The organism is Pseudoduganella aquatica (assembly GCF_009857595.1).
In the GTDB taxonomy this organism is placed as follows: domain Bacteria; phylum Pseudomonadota; class Gammaproteobacteria; order Burkholderiales; family Burkholderiaceae_D; genus Rugamonas; species Rugamonas aquatica_A.
The window spans coordinates 399,027-416,494 of the sequence record NZ_WWCU01000001.1; the positions used below are offsets into that span (position 1 = coordinate 399,027).

The window sequence follows — 17,468 nt, forward strand, 5'->3', positions numbered from 1 at the left end:
CGCTTTACTTCTTCTTGGCCGGCTTGAGCAGCGGGACCAGGTATTTGCCCGTCACGCTGGCCGGGTTGGCCGCCACGTCTTCCGGCGAACCGGCGGCGATAATCTGGCCGCCGCCCGCGCCGCCTTCCGGCCCCAGGTCCACAATCCAGTCCGCCGTCTTGATGACGTCCAGGTTGTGTTCGATGATGGCCAGCGTGTTGCCCTGGTCGCGCAGGCGGTGGATTACCTTGAGCAGCAGGTCGATGTCGTGGAAGTGCAGGCCGGTGGTCGGCTCGTCCAGGATGTACAGCGTGCGCCCCGTGTCGCGCTTGGACAGCTCCAGCGACAGCTTGACGCGCTGCGCCTCGCCGCCCGACAGCGTAGTGGCGCTCTGCCCCAGCTTGATGTAGCCCAGGCCCACGTCCAGCAGCGTGTGCAGCTTGCGCGCGATGACAGGCACCGGCTTGAAGAATTCGTGCGCGTCTTCCACCGTCATGTCCAGCACTTCGGTGATGTTCTTGCCCTTGTAGTGAACTTCCAGCGTTTCGCGGTTGTAGCGCTTGCCGTGGCAGACGTCGCACGGCACGTACACGTCCGGCAGGAAATGCATCTCCACCTTGATCACGCCGTCGCCCTGGCAGGCTTCGCAGCGACCGCCCTTCACGTTGAAGGAGAAACGGCCCGCGCTGTAGCCGCGCTCCTTGGAAGTGGGCACGGTGGCGAACAGGTCGCGGATGGGCGTGAACAGGCCGGTATAGGTGGCCGGGTTCGAGCGCGGCGTGCGGCCGATGGGCGCCTGGTCCACGGCGATCACCTTGTCGAAGTGTTCCAGGCCGCTGATGGTGTCGTGCGGCGAAGGCTCGGTCTGTGAACCGTACAGGTGGCGCGACAGGGCCGGGTAGAGCGTGTCGTTGATCAGCGAGGACTTGCCCGAGCCGGACACGCCGGTAATGCAGGTCATCAGGCCGACCGGCAGCTGCAGCGTGACGTTCTTCAGGTTGTTGCCGGTGGCGCCGGTGATCACCAGCTGGCGCTCCTCGTCGAACTGGTGGCGCTTCTTCGGCACTTCGATTTTCTTGGCGCCGCTCAGGTACTGCGACGTCAGCGACTCCTTGTTCTTCAGGATGTCCTTCAGCGAGCCGGAGGCGATCACGTCGCCGCCGTGCACGCCCGCGCCCTTGCCCATGTCGACGATATAGTCGGCGGTGCGGATCGCGTCCTCGTCGTGCTCCACCACCAGCACGCTGTTGCCGATGTCGCGCAGGTGCTTCAGGGTTTCGATCAGGCGGTCATTGTCGCGCTGGTGCAGGCCGATGGACGGCTCGTCCAGCACGTACATCACGCCGGTCAGGCCGGAACCGATCTGCGAAGCCAGGCGGATGCGCTGCGCTTCGCCGCCGGACAGCGTGTCGGCGCTGCGGTCCAGCGACAAATAGTCCAGGCCCACGTTGTTCAGGAACTTCAGGCGCGAGATGATTTCCTTCACCACGCGGTCGGCGATCTCGCGCTTGGCGCCGGTTAGCTCCAGCTGCTCGAAATACTCCAGCGAATCGCGCAGCGGCTTGCGCGACAGCTCGAAGATGGCGCGCTGCTGCTTGCCGCTGCCCACCTTCACATAGCGCGCTTCCGTGCGCAGGCGCGCGCCGGCGCAGGCCGGGCATTCCTTCTCGTTGATGAACTTGGCCAGTTCTTCCTTTACCGCCATCGAATCGGTTTCGCGGTAGCGGCGCGACAGGTTGTTCACCACGCCTTCGAAGGTGTGTTCCTTGACCACGGTGCGGCCGCGCTCATTGATGTAGGCGAACGGAATCGACTGCTTGCCGGAGCCGTGCAGCACGGCTTCCTGCGCGTTCTTCGGCAGCTGCTCGAACGGCGTGTCGAGGTCGAATTCGTAGTATTCCGCCAGCGCGGTCAGCATCTGGAAGTAGAACTGGTTGCGGCGGTCCCAGCCCTTCACGGCGCCGGAGGCCAGCGACAGGTTGGGGAAGGCCACGATGCGCTTCGGATCGAAGAATTCGATATGGCCCAGGCCATCGCACTCGGGGCAGGCGCCCATCGGATTGTTGAACGAGAACAGGCGCGGTTCCAGCTCCTGCAGCGAGTAGCCGCATTCGGTGCAGGCGAATTTATTGGAGTACACATGCTCCTGCGCGGTATCCATCTCATACGCCACGGCGCGGCCATCGGCCAGGCGCAGCGCGGTCTCGAAGCTCTCGGCCAGGCGCTGCTTGATTTCCGGGTTCACCTTCACGCGGTCGATCACCACGGCTATGGTGTGCTTTTCGGTCTTCTTCAGTTTGGGCAGGTCGTCCACTTCGTAGATTTTTGCGTCATGCGTACCGCTTTGCACGCGGAACCTCACGAAGCCCTGGGCCTGCATCTGCTCGAACAGGTCCACATGCTCGCCCTTGCGGTTGGCCACCACCGGCGCCAGGATCATCAGCTTGGTGCCCTCGGGCATGGCCAGCACCGCGTCCACCATCTGCGACACGGTCTGCGCGGCCAGCGCGTGGGTCGGGTGGTTGATGCAGTAGGGCGTGCCCACGCGCGCGAACAGCAGGCGCAGGTAGTCGTGGATCTCGGTCACCGTGCCCACCGTGGAGCGCGGATTGTGCGAGGTGGCCTTCTGCTCGATGGAGATGGCCGGCGACAGGCCCTCGATCAGGTCCACGTCCGGTTTTTCCATCAGCTGCAGGAACTGGCGCGCATAGGCCGACAGCGATTCCACGTAGCGGCGCTGGCCTTCCGCGTACAGCGTGTCGAACGCCAGCGAGGACTTGCCGGAACCGGACAGGCCGGTAATCACGATCAGCTTGTTGCGCGGCAGATCGAGGTTGATGTTCTTGAGGTTATGCGTGCGTGCGCCGCGGATGCGGATCTGTTCCATTGTCTGAGCCTTGGATAAAGGAGGGCGAACGGGGTGAACCCGCTACTATAGCCGGGTTTGATCCGCGCCGCCTCGCGCTGTTTGATGCAGATCAAGGCGCACGGTTCAATATACTGTATATAATACCAGTATTCTTAAAAATGGGCAGGGCCTTGCCTTCGCTTATAATCGTCGTTTAAGCAAATGACAGCCCGCCGCGCGCGGCCGCAGTTCAACAGGAGTTTATACATGGCATCAGTCAACAAAGTCATCATCGTCGGCAATCTGGGCCGCGATCCGGAAATTCGCTACATGCCCAGCGGTGATGCGATCGCCAACATTGCTGTTGCGACCTCGTACAAGTCGAAGGACCGCAACACCGGCGAGCAAAAAGAGCAAACCGAGTGGCACCGCATTTCCTTCTTCGGCCGCCTGGCTGAAATCGTCGGCCAGTACCTGAAAAAAGGTTCCTCGGTCTACGTGGAAGGCCGCCTGCAGACCCGCAAGTACACCGACAAGGACGGCGTAGAGAAATACGCAACCGACATCATCGCCGAGCAGATGCAAATGCTGGGCGGCCGTCAAGGCATGGGTGACGGCGGCGGCATGGACGACGGCGGCAGCTACGACGCCCCGGCCCCGCGCCAGGCCCCGGCTCCGCGCCCCGCGCCAGCCCCGGCCCCCGCACCGCGTCCGGCCCCGCGCCCGGCGCCGAACTTCTCGGACATGGACGACGATATTCCGTTCTAAGGAATGCACGCAACGACCAACTGAAACGGCCCGGATACCTCGTATCCGGGCCTTTTTTTTACAGGAGATCCGCATGGGCGCAGCTGCGGCCAGCCAGAGTCCGGAACTGCTGCGCCGCCTGCTGCGTGCAAAAGACCGGATGGATGCCGCCTCCGAAGAGGAGTGGCCGGTGGCGCGCCTGGCGCAGGTGAGCTGCGTCTCGGCGGCGCACTTCGCGCGCTCCTTCAAGGTGGCCTTCGGCCTGCCGCCGCACCGCTACCTGCTCTCGCGCCGCATCGAGCGCGCCAAGGCGCTGCTGCGCGAAACCGATCTGCCCATCACTGAAATCGCCTTCCGCACCGGTTGGCGCAGCCTGGGCACGTTCGGGCGCACCTTCCGCGATATCACCGGAGAAAATCCAGGCGAAATCCGCGAGCGCGAGCGGGCGGCGGCGGGGCAGCCGGGCCGCGTGCCCGCCTGTGTGCTTGGCGCTGCGCACCGGCCCCACCTCACCATGGCAGTTTCGGAGAAGCGGCGCCGGATGGCCGAACCTATACTGGGGACTCAAACAAAGGAGACCCTATGACTCAAGGTATCGAAGTAGCCGGACTGTATGTCCGCGACCAGGATGAAGCACTCGCGTTCTACGTGGACAAGCTGGGCTTCCGCGTCCACACGGACGTGCGCAACGGCGAGTATCGCTGGCTTACGGTCCAGCATCCGGAGCAGCCGTCGTTCCAGCTGGGCCTGTATGTGCCGGGGCCGCCCACCCACGATGCGGCGACCGCGCAGACGCTGTCCGCGATGGTGGCCAAGGGCGCCATGCCGCCCCTGGTGCTGGTGGTGGACGATTGCCGCGCCGCCTGGCACACCATGCGGGAACTCGGTGTGGAGTTCACGCAGGAGCCGGTCGACCGTTACGGCACCGTGGACGCCGGCTTCCGCGATCCATCTGGCAACGGCTGGAAAATGATACAGACACGCCGCTGAGTTCGTCGAGCGCCAGGCCATGCCGGCGTCAGCGCTTCAGCACCAGCCTGGCCTCCAGTCCGCCACCGGGACGGTTGTGCAGGGTGAGGCTGGCGTCCATGGCCCGCGTCAATTGGCGCGCGATGGCCAGGCCGAGGCCGGTGCCGCCGGTATTGCGGTTGCGCGAAGTTTCAATCCGCACGAAAGGTTCGAACACGGCGTCCAGCGATTCGGCCGGAATGCCGGGGCCACGGTCGAGCACGCTGATCGCCAGCAGGCCGGTGCCGGCGTGCGCGGCGTCGATCACGATCTCGGCCGCGCCGCCGAATTTCAGCGCGTTGTCGACCAGGTTGCCCAGCACCCGGCGCAGCGCCTGCGGGCGCGCCACCAGCGCCGCACCGGCCTTGCCTTGCAGGCTCACGTCGTGGCCGCCGTCGCGGTAGTCGGCCAGCATGCTGTCGAGCAGGGCGTCGGGATCGATGCGCAGCGGCGTTTCGGCCGCGCCGTGCAGCGTGCGCGCATAGGCCACGCCTTCCTTGACCAGGGTTTCCATCTCCTGCAGGTCCTGCTGCAGCTTGGCGTGCTGCGGCGTGTCGTCGTCCATCATGTCCACCCGCAGGCGCATGCGCGTGATCGGGGTCTGCAGGTCGTGCGAGATGGCGGCCAGGATCTGCAGGCGCTCGGTCATATAGCCGGCGATGCGGTCCTGCATGGCGTTGAAGGCGCGCGCCGCGCGCGCCACCTCGGACGGGCCGTCCTCTGCCAGGCGCTCGGCCTTCAGGTCCGGCCCCAGCGCGTCGGCCGCCTGGGCCAGCTGGTGCAGCGGCCGCGTGGCCTGGCGCACCGCGTACCAGCAGCAGGCCGCCAGCAGCGCCAGCTGCAGCGCCAGCAGCAGCGGCAGCCAGCGCGACAGGGGAATGCCGTGCATGGGCGTGATGTCTATGGTCAGCGGCGCGCCGTCGCTCAGGCGCAAATGCACTTGCAGCCGCTCGCGCTCGCCGGGCACGGCGTTGGCCGTCAGTTCGTAGCTGGTGCCGATGCCGTCGGCGATCGAGGCCGCCACCCGGGCCGACAGCGTGGCGTCCGGCGCCACGCCGGCCACGCCGGGCTCGAGCATGAAGTGGTAGCTGCGGCGCGCCAGCCGGGGCAGCCAGGCGGGGCGCTCGGCGGCGGGCAGGCGGTCCAGCAGGGCCACCGAGCTGGCCACTTCGCGCTCGATATAGCCCATCATCACGTTCATGGTGGCCTGGTTGCGCTCCGTCATGGTGAGCCAGAAGGAGGTGGCGTTGGCGGCGGCCAGGCCGATGAACAGGATCAGCGCCAGGCGCGCGAACAGCGAGCGCGGCCAGCGCAAGGGGCCAGCTGCCATCAGTCGCGCCCTTCCAGCACCGTCACGGCGGACGAGAACACATAGCCTTCGCTGCGCAGCGTCTTGATATAGCGCGGCTCGCGCGCCACGTCCTTCAGCGTCTGGCGCAAGCGGCTCACCAGCAGGTCGATGGAGCGGTCGAAGGCGTCGGCCTGGCGGCCCTGGGTCAGGTTCAGCAGCTGGTCGCGCGTGAGCACCCGCTGCGGGTGGTCGAGGAAGACGCGCAGCAGCCGGTACTCGGCGCCGCTGAGCGCCACCATGGTGCCGTCGGCGTCCAGCAGGTGGCGCGCCACCGTGTCCAGCTTCCAGTCGCCGAAGCCCAGCATGTGGGCCGCTTCGGTCACCTGCATATTCTTGGGCAGCATGCGCGCGCGGCGCAGCACGGCGCGGATGCGCGCCAGCAGCTCGCGCGAGGCGAAGGGCTTGGCCAGGTAGTCGTCGGCGCCCATCTCCAGGCCGACGATGCGGTCGGCCTCCTCGGCCAGCGCGGTCAGCATCAGCACCGGCACCGTGCGGTGCTTGCCGGCCCGCAGCTCGCGGCACAGCAGCAGGCCGTCCTCGCCGGGCAGCATCAGGTCCAGCACGATCAGGTCCGGCTCGCCCTGTTCCAGCACGGCGCGCATCTGGCGTCCGTTGGCGGCCAGCGAGACGCGCATGCCGTTCTTTTCAAGGTAGGCCGCCAGCAGTTCGCGGATGCCTCTGTCGTCGTCGACGATCAATACGTGGTCGTTAGTGTCCATGCAGCCATGATACCCCAGCGCATTTGCATGTTTGTATCCCCATGTATCCCCCGCGCCGGCATACACACTACATTGCAGCGCCGCCGTTCGGCCGACACAAGCGGGATACCTGGGCGCGGTCCAATGGCGTCTTCTATCCTTCTTTTATCCTGTTAGGCGGAGCGCCCCATGCACAACCTGCTCGAAACGCTGCTGGCCCTGCTGGCCGGCGTCTTCACCATCGCCTCGCCGTGCGTGCTGCCGGTGATGCCCATCCTGCTGGGCAGCGCCGCGGCCACCGCAGGCGGCGCCGGCCAGCCGGCCGGCCTGGACCGCCGCCGGCCGCTGTACATCATCGCCGGCTTCATCCTCACGTTCGCGTCCTTCGCCATGCTGCTGGGCGCGGTGTCGTCCGTGGTGCAGGCGGCGCAGGAGGCGCTGCGCAACGCCGCCATCGCGCTGCTGGCGCTGTCCGGCCTGCTGCGCCTGTGGCCCCGTCCCTATGACTGGCTGGTGGCCGGGGTGCAGCGGGCCCTGCCCGGCATGGGCGGCGGCGCGGGGCCGGCCGGCGCGCGGGGCGGCAACCTGGGCGGCTTTGTGCTGGGCATGTCGCTGGGCGCGGTGTGGACGCCGTGCGCCGGTCCCGTGCTGGCCTCCATCCTGGCGCTGGTGGTGAAGGCGCAAGACCTGGGCTGGTCGGCGCTGCTGATCACGCTGTACGCCGCCGGCGCCGCCATACCCATGCTGGCCATCCTGTACGGCGGCCAGTACGCCGGCGCGCGGGTGCGCGTGCTGGCGCGCCATGCCGGGCGCCTGCAGCAGGTGTTCGGCGTGCTCGTGATGGCCACCGCCTTCGCTATATATATGCAGTACGACATCCTGGCCTATTCCAGGCTGGCTGCCTTCTTCCCCTCCCTGAAAGGACTCTGATATGTTTTTGACACGCACAGCTGCGGCCGCCGCCGCCCTGGCCCTGGCCTCCGGCCTGGCCGCCGCCGGTCCGTTGAAGAACCCGGCCGCCGCGCCGGAGTTCACCGGCATCGAGAAATGGCTGAACAGCGAGCCGCTCACCGTGCAGCAGCTGCGCGGCAAGGTGGTGCTGGTGGATTTCTGGACCTACACGTGCATTAATTGCATCAACGTGCTGCCGCACGTCAAGTCCTGGTACGAGAAGTATAAGGACCAGGGCCTGGTGGTGGTCGGGGTGCACACGCCCGAATTCCCCTTCGAGCGCAGCACCGCCAATGTGCAGACCGCCATCAAGCGCTTCGATATCCGCTATCCGGTGGCGCAGGACAACCGCTACGCCACCTGGAGCGCCTACCGCAACCAGTACTGGCCGGCGCTGTATTTGATCGACCGCAACGGCAAGGTGGTCTATACCCACTTCGGCGAGGGGCAGTACGGCCAGACCGAGGCGGCGATCCAGGCGCTGCTGGCGCAAAAAGGTTGAACAGGCAAGCTTGCCTGTGTTCAGGACAAGCCCGGCCGCTGCGCCGGGCTTTTTTTCGTCCCACAGTCAGTGAATTGATAGCAGGAAATCAGCTTGTTTGTCAGATAGGCATCCTCCTTGCCGCCCTAGAATAAAGCTTGTGCGCTTGTCTTTTCACTATGGAAAAGTTGTCGTTTACTCGAGTTGTTTGATGGCGACAGGAAATTAAATAAGTGCTGCATGGCAAGTAAATCCGCTATACTTGCCGGTAATGTCTATTTGCTGCCTGCATTTCTGGCGGCATCAGAGAGGGGGAGTAGCAGCCTCCCTATGAAATTGCCCCAAGTTAACAAGTTTACTTAATGAAAGCACCGCTGCGGTCGCTTTGTAACGAAGCGTAGTTTTGCGTTGCGGTGTTGCGTCAGTTCGATGACGGCGAGTAAAAGTTGACCGGTAAGTAACATTCCTGTCACTTTTGTTTACTAAAGTTAAGCGAACTGTTGACGTTAAGAATGAAAAGCGCGCTCTTTTTATAGGGCGCTGTGCCACAGATTAGCGATTGGAGCCCCGGGAATAGCCCACAGGCTCCAGTTCGTGCCCAGTCAGATTCGAGTAGTGCCCCAAGGAGAATGGAAATGAGTATCGTAACCAGCTTGTCCACAGACCAAATTGCCTCACTTTCGACCGCGCAGATTGCGGGTCTGGCGACAGCTGATATCGCTGGCCTTTCCTCCGACCAGTTCCGGGCGCTGACGACCGACCAGATGGGCGTGTTCACCAGCGCCCAAATTCCGTCGTTCACCACCAGCCAGCTGGCCGGCGCGCTGACCACGGACCAGACCGTTGCGCTGACGTCCGCGCAGTTCGCTTCCCTGACCAGCGGCCAGGTCGCCGCGCTGTCGACCGACGCGATGAAAGCCATCGAGTCCAACGACATCGCCGCGCTGAAGACCGCCTCCATTGCTGCACTGAAAACGAACCAAGTCGCGGTGCTGGGCTCCGACCAGATCGGCGCGCTGACCAGCGGCCAGGCCGCCGCGCTGACCACCAACGCGATCGCCGCCGGCCTGACGACCGACCAGATCGTCGCCCTGGGCACCAACCATACCGCCGTGCTGAGCTCGGCTCAAGTCGCTGCCTTCAGCACCGACGGCATCGCCGCCATGCAGACCGAAGACCTGGCCGCGCTGCGCACCGTCGCCATCGCCGGCCTGAAGTCCACTCAGCTGGCCGCGCTGACCACCGACCAGGTCGTCGGCCTGGGCACCAACCAGGTTGCCGCGCTGACCAGCGCCCAAGCCGGCGCGCTGACCACCGATGGCATCAAAGCCATGGAAACCAGCGACCTGGCCGCCCTGAAGTCGTCCGCCCTCGCCGGCTTGAACACCGCCCAGATCGCTGCGCTGACGACCGACCAGATCGGCGCCATGACCACCGGCCAGTTCGCCGCGCTGAGCGTCACCCAGATCGGCGCCGGCCTGACGACCGACCAGGTTGTCGCCATGAACTCGGCGCAGATCGGCGTGCTGAGCACCGCCCAGGTCGCCGCCTTCACCACCGACGCCATCAAGGCCATCGAAACCAATGATCTGGTGGCCCTGAAGTCGACCGTGATCGCCGCCCTGAAAACCAACCAGATCGCCGCCCTGACCACCGACCAGGTCAACAACCTGTCGAGCAGCCAGGTTGCCGCGCTGACGACCACCGCCATCGCGACCGCGCTGAGTACCGACCAGGTTGTCGCCCTGAATAGCCAGCAAGCCGGCGCCCTGAGCTCGAGCCAGGTGGCCGCCTTCACCACCGACGGCATCGCCGCGCTGCAAACCGAAGACCTGGCCGCGCTGAAGACCGCCGCCATCGCCGGCCTGCGCACCGCGCAAGTGGCCGCACTGACCACCGACCAGGTTGTTGGCCTGGGTACCAACCAGGTTGCCGCGCTGACCAGCGCCCAAGCTGGCGCCCTGACCACCGACGGCATCAAGGCCATGGAGACCAGTGACCTGGCCGTGCTGAAATCGGCTGCCATCGCCGGCCTGAGCACCGCCCAGATTTCGGTGCTGACCACCGACCAGATCGGCGCCATGACCTCCGGCCAGTTTGCCGCCCTGAGCGTCACCCAGATCGGCGCCGGCCTGACCACCGACCAGATCGTGGCCATGAACTCCGCCCAGTTCGGCGCGTTCACCACCACCCAGTTCAACGCCCTGTCGACCGACTCGATCAAAGCCATCGAGACCAACGACATCGTCGGCCTGAAATCGACCGTGATCGCCGCGCTGAAAACCAACCAGATCGCCGCCCTGACGACCGACCAGGTGAACAGCCTGACCAGCAGCCAGGTCGCCGCGCTGACCACCACCGCCATCGCCACCGCGCTGAGCACCGACCAGGTGGTTGCCCTGAACAGCGTACAAGCATCGGCCCTGAGCTCGCTGCAAGTGGCTGCCTTCACCACCGACGCCATTGCCGCGCTGCAGACCGAAGACCTGGCCGCGCTGAAAACGTCGGCCATCGCCGGCCTGAAGTCGTCGCAAATGGCCGCGCTGACCACCGACCAGGTGGTGGGCCTGGGCACCAACCAGGTTGCCGCGCTGACCAGCACCCAGGCTGGCGCGCTGACCACCGACGGCATCAAGGCCATGGAGACCAATGACCTGGCCGTGCTGAAATCGGCTGCCATCGCCGGCCTGAACACTGCCCAGATCTCGGTGCTGACCACCGACCAGATCGGCGCCATGTCCTCCGGCCAGTTCAGCGCCCTGAGCACCACCCAGATCGCTGCGGGCCTGACCACCGACCAGATCGTGGCCATGAACTCGGCCCAGTTCGGCGCGTTCACCACCACCCAGTTCAGCGCCCTGTCGACCGACTCGATCAAAGCCATCGAGACCAACGACATCGTCGGCCTGAAATCGACCGTGATTGCCGCGCTGAAGACCAACCAGGTCGCCGCCCTGACGACGGACCAGGTCAACAACCTGACCAGCAGCCAGGTCGCCGCCCTGACCACCACCGCCATCGCCAGCGCGCTGAGCACCGACCAGGTCGTGGCGCTGAACAGCGTGCAAGCATCGGCGCTGAGCTCGCTGCAAGTGGCTGCCTTCACCACCGACGCCATCGCCGCCCTGCAGACCGAAGACCTGGCCGCGCTGAAAACGTCGGCCATCGCCGGCCTGAAGACTGCGCAAATGGCCGCACTGAGCACCGACCAGGTGGTGGGCCTGGGCACCAACCAGGTTGCCGCGCTGACCAGCGCCCAGGCTGGCGCGCTGACCACCGACGGCATCAAGGCCATGGAGACCAACGACCTGGCCGTGCTGAAATCAGCCGCCATCGCTGGCCTGAGCACTGCCCAGATCTCGGTGCTGACGACCGACCAGATCGGCGCCATGTCCTCCGGCCAGTTCAGCGCCCTGAGCGTCACCCAGATCGGCGCCGGCCTGACCACCGACCAGATCGTGGCCATGAACTCCGCCCAGTTCGGCGCGTTCACCACCACCCAGTTCGGCGCGCTGTCGACCGACTCGATCAAAGCCATCGAGACCAACGACATCGTCGGCCTGAAATCGACCGTGATCGCCGCGCTGAAAACCAACCAGATCGCCGCCCTGACGACCGACCAGGTGAACAGCCTGACCAGCAGCCAGGTCGCCGCCCTGACCACCACCGCCATCGCCACCGCGCTGAGCACCGACCAGGTCGTGGCCCTGAACAGCGTGCAAGCATCGGCGCTGAGCTCGAGCCAGGTTGCCGCCTTCACCACCGACGCCATCGCCGCCCTGCAGACCGAAGATCTGGCCGCGCTGAAAACCGCCGCCATCGCCGGCCTGAAAACCGCGCAAGTGGCCGCGCTGAGCACTGATCAGGTCGTGGGCTTGGGCACCAACCAGGTTGCCGCGCTGACCAGCGCCCAGGCTGGCGCGCTGACCACCGACGGCATCAAGGCCATGGAGACCAACGACCTGGCCGCCCTGAAGTCGGCTGCCATCGCCGGCCTGAACACGGCCCAGATCTCGGTGCTGACCACCGACCAGATCGGCGCTATGTCCTCCGGCCAGTTCAGCGCCCTGAGCACCACCCAGATCGCCGCCGGCCTGAACACCGACCAGATCGTGGCCATGAACTCGGCCCAGTTCGGCGCGTTCACCACCAGCCAGTTCAACGCCCTGTCGACCGACTCGATCAAAGCCATCGAGACCAACGACATCGTCGGCCTGAAATCGACCGTGATCGCCGCGCTGAAAACCAACCAGATCGCCGCCCTGACGACCGACCAGGTGAACAGCCTGACCAGCAGCCAGGTCGCCGCGCTGACCACCACCGCCATCGCCACCGCGCTGAGCACCGACCAGGTTGTCGCCCTGAACAGCGTGCAAGCATCGGCGCTGAGCTCGAGCCAGGTTGCCGCCTTCACCACCGACGCCATCGCCGCCCTGCAGACCGAAGACCTGGCCGCGCTGAAAACCGCCGCCATCGCCGGCCTGAAAACAGCGCAAGTGGCCGCGCTGAGCACTGACCAGGTCGTGGGCCTGGGCACCAACCAGGTTGCCGCGCTGACCAGCGCCCAGGCTGGCGCGCTGACCACCGACGGCATCAAGGCCATGGAGACCAATGACCTGGCCGTGCTGAAGTCGGCTGCCATCGCCGGCCTGAACACTGCCCAGATCTCGGTGCTGACCACCGACCAGATCGGCGCCATGTCCTCCGGCCAGTTCAGCGCCCTGAGCACCACCCAGATCGCCGCCGGCCTGAACACCGACCAGATCGTGGCCATGAACTCGGCCCAGTTCGGCGCGTTCACCACCAGCCAGTTCAACGCGCTGTCGACCGACTCGATCAAAGCCATCGAGACCAACGACATCGTCGGCCTGAAATCGACCGTGATCGCCGCGCTGAAAACCAACCAGATCGCCGCCCTGACGACCGACCAGGTGAACAGCCTGACGAGCAGCCAGGTCGCCGCGCTGACCACCACCGCCATCGCCACCGCGCTGAGCACCGACCAGGTCGTGGCCCTGAACAGCGTACAAGCATCGGCCCTGAGCTCGCTGCAAGTGGCTGCCTTCACCACCGACGCGATCAAGGCTCTGCAGACCGAAGACCTGGCCGCGCTGAAAACCGCCGCCATCGCCGGCCTGAAGACCGCGCAAGTGGCCGCGCTGACCACCGACCAGGTGGTTGGCCTGGGCACCAACCAGGTTGCCGCGCTGACCAGCGCCCAGGCTGGCGCGCTGACCACCGACGGCATCAAGGCCATGGAGACCAACGATCTGGCCGCGCTGAAGTCGGCTGCCATCGCCGGCCTGAAAACCGACCAGATCTCGGTGCTGACGACCGACCAGATCGGCGCCATGACCTCCGGCCAGTTCAGCGCCCTGAGCACCACCCAGATCGCTTCGGGCCTGACGACCGACCAGATCGTGGCCATGAACTCGGCCCAGTTCGGCGCGTTCACCACCACCCAGTTCGGCGCGCTGTCGACCGACTCGATCAAAGCCATCGAGACCAACGACATCGTCGGCCTGAAATCGACCGTGATCGCCGCGCTGAAAACCAACCAGATCGCCGCCCTGACGACGGACCAGGTCAACAACCTGACCAGCAGCCAGGTCGCCGCCCTGACCACCAGCGCGATCGCCGCGTCCCTGAGCACCGACCAGGTTGTGGCGCTGAACAGCCTGCAAGCCTCGGCGCTGAGCTCGAGCCAGGTGGCCGCCTTCACCACCGACGCGATCAAGGCTCTGCAGACCGAAGACCTGGCCGCGCTGAAAACCTCGGCCATCGCCGGCCTGAAAACCGCGCAAATGGCTGCGCTGACCACCGACCAGGTGGTTGGCCTGGGCACCAATCAGGTTGCCGCGCTGACCAGCGCCCAAGCTGGCGCCCTGACCACCGACGGCATCAAGGCCATGGAGACCAACGACCTGGCCGCGCTGAAATCGGCTGCCATCGCCGGCCTGAAAACCGACCAGATCTCGGTGCTGACGACCGACCAGATCGGCGCCATGTCCTCCGGCCAGTTCAGCGCCCTGAGCACCACGCAGATCGCTTCGGGCCTGACCACCGACCAGATCGTGGCCATGAACTCGGCCCAGTTCGGCGCGTTCACCACCACCCAGTTTGTGGCGCTGACGACCGATTCGATCAAAGCCATCGAGACCAACGACATCGTCGGCCTGAAATCGACCGTGATCGCCGCGCTGAAAACCAATCAGGTTGCCGCCCTGACGACTGACCAGGTCAACAACCTGACCAGCAGCCAGGTCGCCGCCCTGACCACCAGCGCCATCGCCGCCGCGCTGAGCACCGACCAAGTGGTCGCTCTGAACAGCGTGCAAGCATCGGCACTGAGCTCGAGCCAGGTGGCTGCCTTCACCACCGACGCCATCGCCGCCCTGCAGACCGAAGATCTGGCTGCGCTGCGCACGGTAGCGATCGCCGGCCTGAAAACCGCGCAGATCGCTGTGCTGACCACGGATCAAGTGGTGGGCCTGGGCACCAGCCAGGTTGCCGCGCTGAACAGCGCGCAAGCTGCGGCGCTGACCACCGACGGCATCAAGGCCATGGAGACCAACGATCTGGCCGTGCTGAAATCGGCTTCGATCTCGGCGCTGAACTCCAGCCACATCGCCGCGCTGACGACCGACCAGCTGGTGGCGATGACCACCGGCCAGTTCAGCGCGCTGATCAGCACGCAGATCGCCGGTCTGTCGACCGACCAGGTGGCTTCGCTGGAAACGAACGACATGCGTGCCCTGCGCACGGCGGCCATCCGCGCCATGTCGACCGACCAGCTGCGCAGCCTGACGACGACCCAGGTTCACACGCTGACCAGCTCGCAAGTCTGCGCCCTGACCTCGAACCAGATCCAGGCCATGACCACCGACCAGATCAACGCCTTCGTCAGCCCGTTCTACACGCCTATCGTGCTGGATCTGGACGGTAACGGCATCGACACCCTGGCGTTTGGCGACGGCGTCAAGTTCGATGTGCTGGGCACCGGCACCGCGGTCAATACCGGCTGGGTACGCGGCAACGACGGCCTGCTGGCCCTGGACCGCAACGGCGACGGCATGATCAACGACGGCACCGAGCTGTTCGGCGCAGGCACCACGCTGGCCAACGGCCAGAAGGCGAAGACCGGCTACGAAGCGATGGCTGAACTGGATAGCAACAAGGATGGCGCGCTGACCAGTGCTGACAGTGCCTTCGGCGACCTGCGCGTCTGGGTGGATGGCAATGCGGACGGCGTCAGCCAGGCAAGCGAGCTGAAATCGCTGGCCGAGCTGAACATCACCAAGCTGAACCTGGGCGCCAAGCAGGATGTGTCTCTGAACAACGGCAACATCGTCGGTCTGACCTCGACCTACGAAACCGCCGACGGCCAGAGCCACGCCGCAGCCGACGTCTGGTTCGCCGGCAGCAACGTGGCGCCGGGCGCGGCGGATCTGCGCGGCAGCGTCAACGGCCTGGTGCAAGCGATGTCTTCCTTCAGCAGCAGCGACGCACCGGCAACGGGCGGCACGCTGAAACTGGATGGCGGCAGCCAGAACGTGGCCAGCAGCGTTGCCAACCTGGCCGACGCGCTGAAACAGTTCGACGCGACCAAGCTGAACGGAGCCGCAGGACTGGCGCCGGCTGGTGAAGATCTGCGCCTCAAAGCGCTGCACGGCACCGGCCAGGGCTTCCTGGCAGCACCGAAGTAAGTAAGATCTGAGAGCGGCAAGACTTCGGTCTTGCCGCTTTTTTTTTCGCTATCCTAAAAGCAACAGCTGTTAATCAATTGCTTCTAGGCAGCAAGTAGCTCATTTATAATCATGTAACAACTGGTTTTTTGCATAGCCGTGGCCACCGCCACAGAACAACACAAATAAAAACGCTGGTGCTACAGGCTCTGCCTTGTAAGCGCCTGTTTTTGTCTACAGCGCAATACAAGGAGAGTGGGAATGGGCTTTATCAATCTATTAAATACCGATCAAATCGCCGGTCTGGGCACCGATCAGATCGGTACGATTCCTTCCGAGGACATCTCAGCGCTGACTTCTGCGCAGTTCGGTGCCTTTACATCGGCCCATATCCCCTTCTTTAGCACCGCGATGCTGCGTGCCCTGGGCACCACCCAGGTGGCCGGTCTGAACAGCAACCAGGCAGCGGTGCTGAGTTCCTCCCAGCTTGGCGCCCTGACCACAGCCAGCGTCGCGGCACTCTCCACGGATGACGTTGCCGTGTTGAAAACGAGTGCCATCCTCGGCTTGACCACCGCCCAGGTCAGTGCCCTGAAAACCCAGCAAGTGGTGGCTTTGACCACCGATGCCGCTCGTGCGCTGAGCTCGGCTCAAGCCGGCGCGCTGAGCACCGCCAGCGTCGCGGCGCTGGAAACTTCCGATCTGGCCGTGCTGAGCACCGCTGCCGTGCGCGCCCTGAGCAGCGCCCAGGTTGGCGCGCTGACCACCGACCAGGTTGTCGCCCTGAGTACCACGCAAGTGGCTGCCCTGGTGACCAGCCAGGCTGTCGGCTTGGGCACGGACGCCATCCGCGCCATCGAAACGCGTGACCTGGCCGCCATCGGCACCAGCATCATCTCGACGCTGAGCTCGACCCAGGTTGGCGCACTGACCACCGACCAGGTTGCGTCCCTGAACACGGCTGCTGTCGGCGCCCTGAGCACGCTGAGCATCGCCAACGGCCTGAAAACCAACCAGGTCGTTGCGCTGGCGTCGCATCAGTTCGCCGCGATGAATGCGCTGCAGGTGGCGGCGCTGAGCACCGACGGCATTGCCGCCATTGAAACCAACGACCTGCGCGGCCTCACGACCGCCGCCATCGCCGGCCTGCGCACCGCGCAAGTCGCCGTGCTGACTACCGACCAGGTGGCCAACCTGTCGGCCACGCAAGTTGCCGCGCTGACCACGGCCGCCGTTGCGCAAGGTCTGAAAACCCACCAGGTCGTCGCGCTGACCACCGACGCCGCCGCCGCCCTGAGCAGCGCGCAAGCCGCCGCGCTGAGCACCGCCAACGTGGCCGCGCTGGAAACGGCTGATCTGGCCGCGCTGAAAACCGCCGCCATCCGCGCGCTGAGCAGCAGCCAGGTTGGCGCACTGACCACCGACCAGATTGTCGCCCTGAGCACCACGCAAGTGGCTGCCCTGGTCAGCAGCCAAACTGTCGGCCTGGGCACCGACGCCATCCGCGCTATCGAAACGCGTGACCTGGCCGCCATCGGCACCAGCATCATCTCGACCCTGAGCTCGACGCAGATCACCGCGCTGTCGACCGACCAGGTTGCGTCCTTGAACTCGGCCGCCATCGGCGCGCTGAGCACCCAAGGTATCGCCAATGGCCTGAAGAGCAACCAGGTTGTCGCGCTGGGCTCGCACCAGTTCGCCGCGATGAACGCGCTGCAAG

General features: G+C 65.4%; 9 protein-coding genes and 1 pseudogene. 7 read left to right on the top strand and 3 right to left on the bottom strand.

All coding sequences use genetic code 11. The features are described from left to right. Positions 1-4 precede the first annotated feature (4 nt). Entirely contained in the window at positions 5-2,866 is a 2,862-nt protein-coding gene (uvrA, locus tag GTP77_RS01905) for an excinuclease ABC subunit UvrA (RefSeq protein ID WP_161070452.1), read from the bottom strand. A 228-nt stretch (positions 2,867-3,094) separates the two neighbouring features. Between uvrA and ssb the strand changes: the two genes are divergently transcribed. The 3 genes from ssb to GTP77_RS01920 all read left to right on the top strand — a co-directional run bounded on the left by ssb (position 3,095) and on the right by GTP77_RS01920 (position 4,564). Next, positions 3,095-3,595 carry a single-stranded DNA-binding protein gene (ssb, locus tag GTP77_RS01910; RefSeq protein ID WP_161070453.1) on the top strand — a complete coding sequence of 167 codons (501 nt, stop codon included), beginning with the start codon at positions 3,095-3,097 and terminating at the stop codon, positions 3,593-3,595. Positions 3,596-3,668: 73 nt separating this feature from the next. Beyond that, a complete protein-coding gene (locus GTP77_RS01915) occupies positions 3,669-4,160 on the top strand; it encodes a helix-turn-helix transcriptional regulator (RefSeq protein WP_161070454.1) in 492 nt (163 codons plus the stop codon). After that, positions 4,157-4,564 carry a VOC family protein gene (locus GTP77_RS01920; RefSeq protein ID WP_161070455.1) on the top strand — a complete coding sequence of 136 codons (408 nt, stop codon included), beginning with the start codon at positions 4,157-4,159 and terminating at the stop codon, positions 4,562-4,564. The genes GTP77_RS01915 and GTP77_RS01920 overlap by 4 nt, the downstream gene beginning before the upstream one ends. A 28-nt stretch (positions 4,565-4,592) precedes the next feature. Here GTP77_RS01920 and GTP77_RS01925 read toward each other — a convergent pair whose 3' ends face one another. Together GTP77_RS01925 and GTP77_RS01930 are read right to left on the bottom strand one after the other, a co-directional pair. Continuing rightward, positions 4,593-5,912 carry an ATP-binding protein gene (locus tag GTP77_RS01925; protein WP_161070456.1) on the bottom strand — a complete coding sequence of 440 codons (1,320 nt, stop codon included), beginning with the start codon at positions 5,910-5,912 and terminating at the stop codon, positions 4,593-4,595. Continuing rightward, positions 5,912-6,652, bottom strand: a complete 741-nt coding sequence (locus tag GTP77_RS01930; protein WP_161070457.1) for a response regulator — start codon at positions 6,650-6,652, stop codon at positions 5,912-5,914. The genes GTP77_RS01925 and GTP77_RS01930 overlap by 1 nt, the downstream gene beginning before the upstream one ends. A gap of 168 nt (positions 6,653-6,820) precedes the next feature. Here GTP77_RS01930 and GTP77_RS01935 point away from each other — a divergent pair, with 168 nt between their 5' ends. The 4 genes and pseudogenes from GTP77_RS01935 to GTP77_RS01950 all read left to right on the top strand — a co-directional run. Further along, positions 6,821-7,561, top strand: coding sequence for a cytochrome c biogenesis CcdA family protein (locus GTP77_RS01935; protein ID WP_161070458.1), 741 nt, complete (start codon positions 6,821-6,823; stop codon positions 7,559-7,561). Between the two features lies 1 nt (position 7,562). After that, positions 7,563-8,084, top strand: coding sequence for a thioredoxin family protein (locus tag GTP77_RS01940; RefSeq protein ID WP_161070459.1), 522 nt, complete (start codon positions 7,563-7,565; stop codon positions 8,082-8,084). A gap of 614 nt (positions 8,085-8,698) precedes the next feature. Beyond that, a complete protein-coding gene (locus GTP77_RS01945; RefSeq protein WP_161070460.1) occupies positions 8,699-15,769 on the top strand; it encodes an SPM autocatalytic domain-containing protein in 7,071 nt (2,356 codons plus the stop codon). A gap of 390 nt (positions 15,770-16,159) precedes the next feature. Further along, positions 16,160-17,468, top strand: a pseudogene (locus tag GTP77_RS01950) (heme utilization protein); the annotation flags it as partial.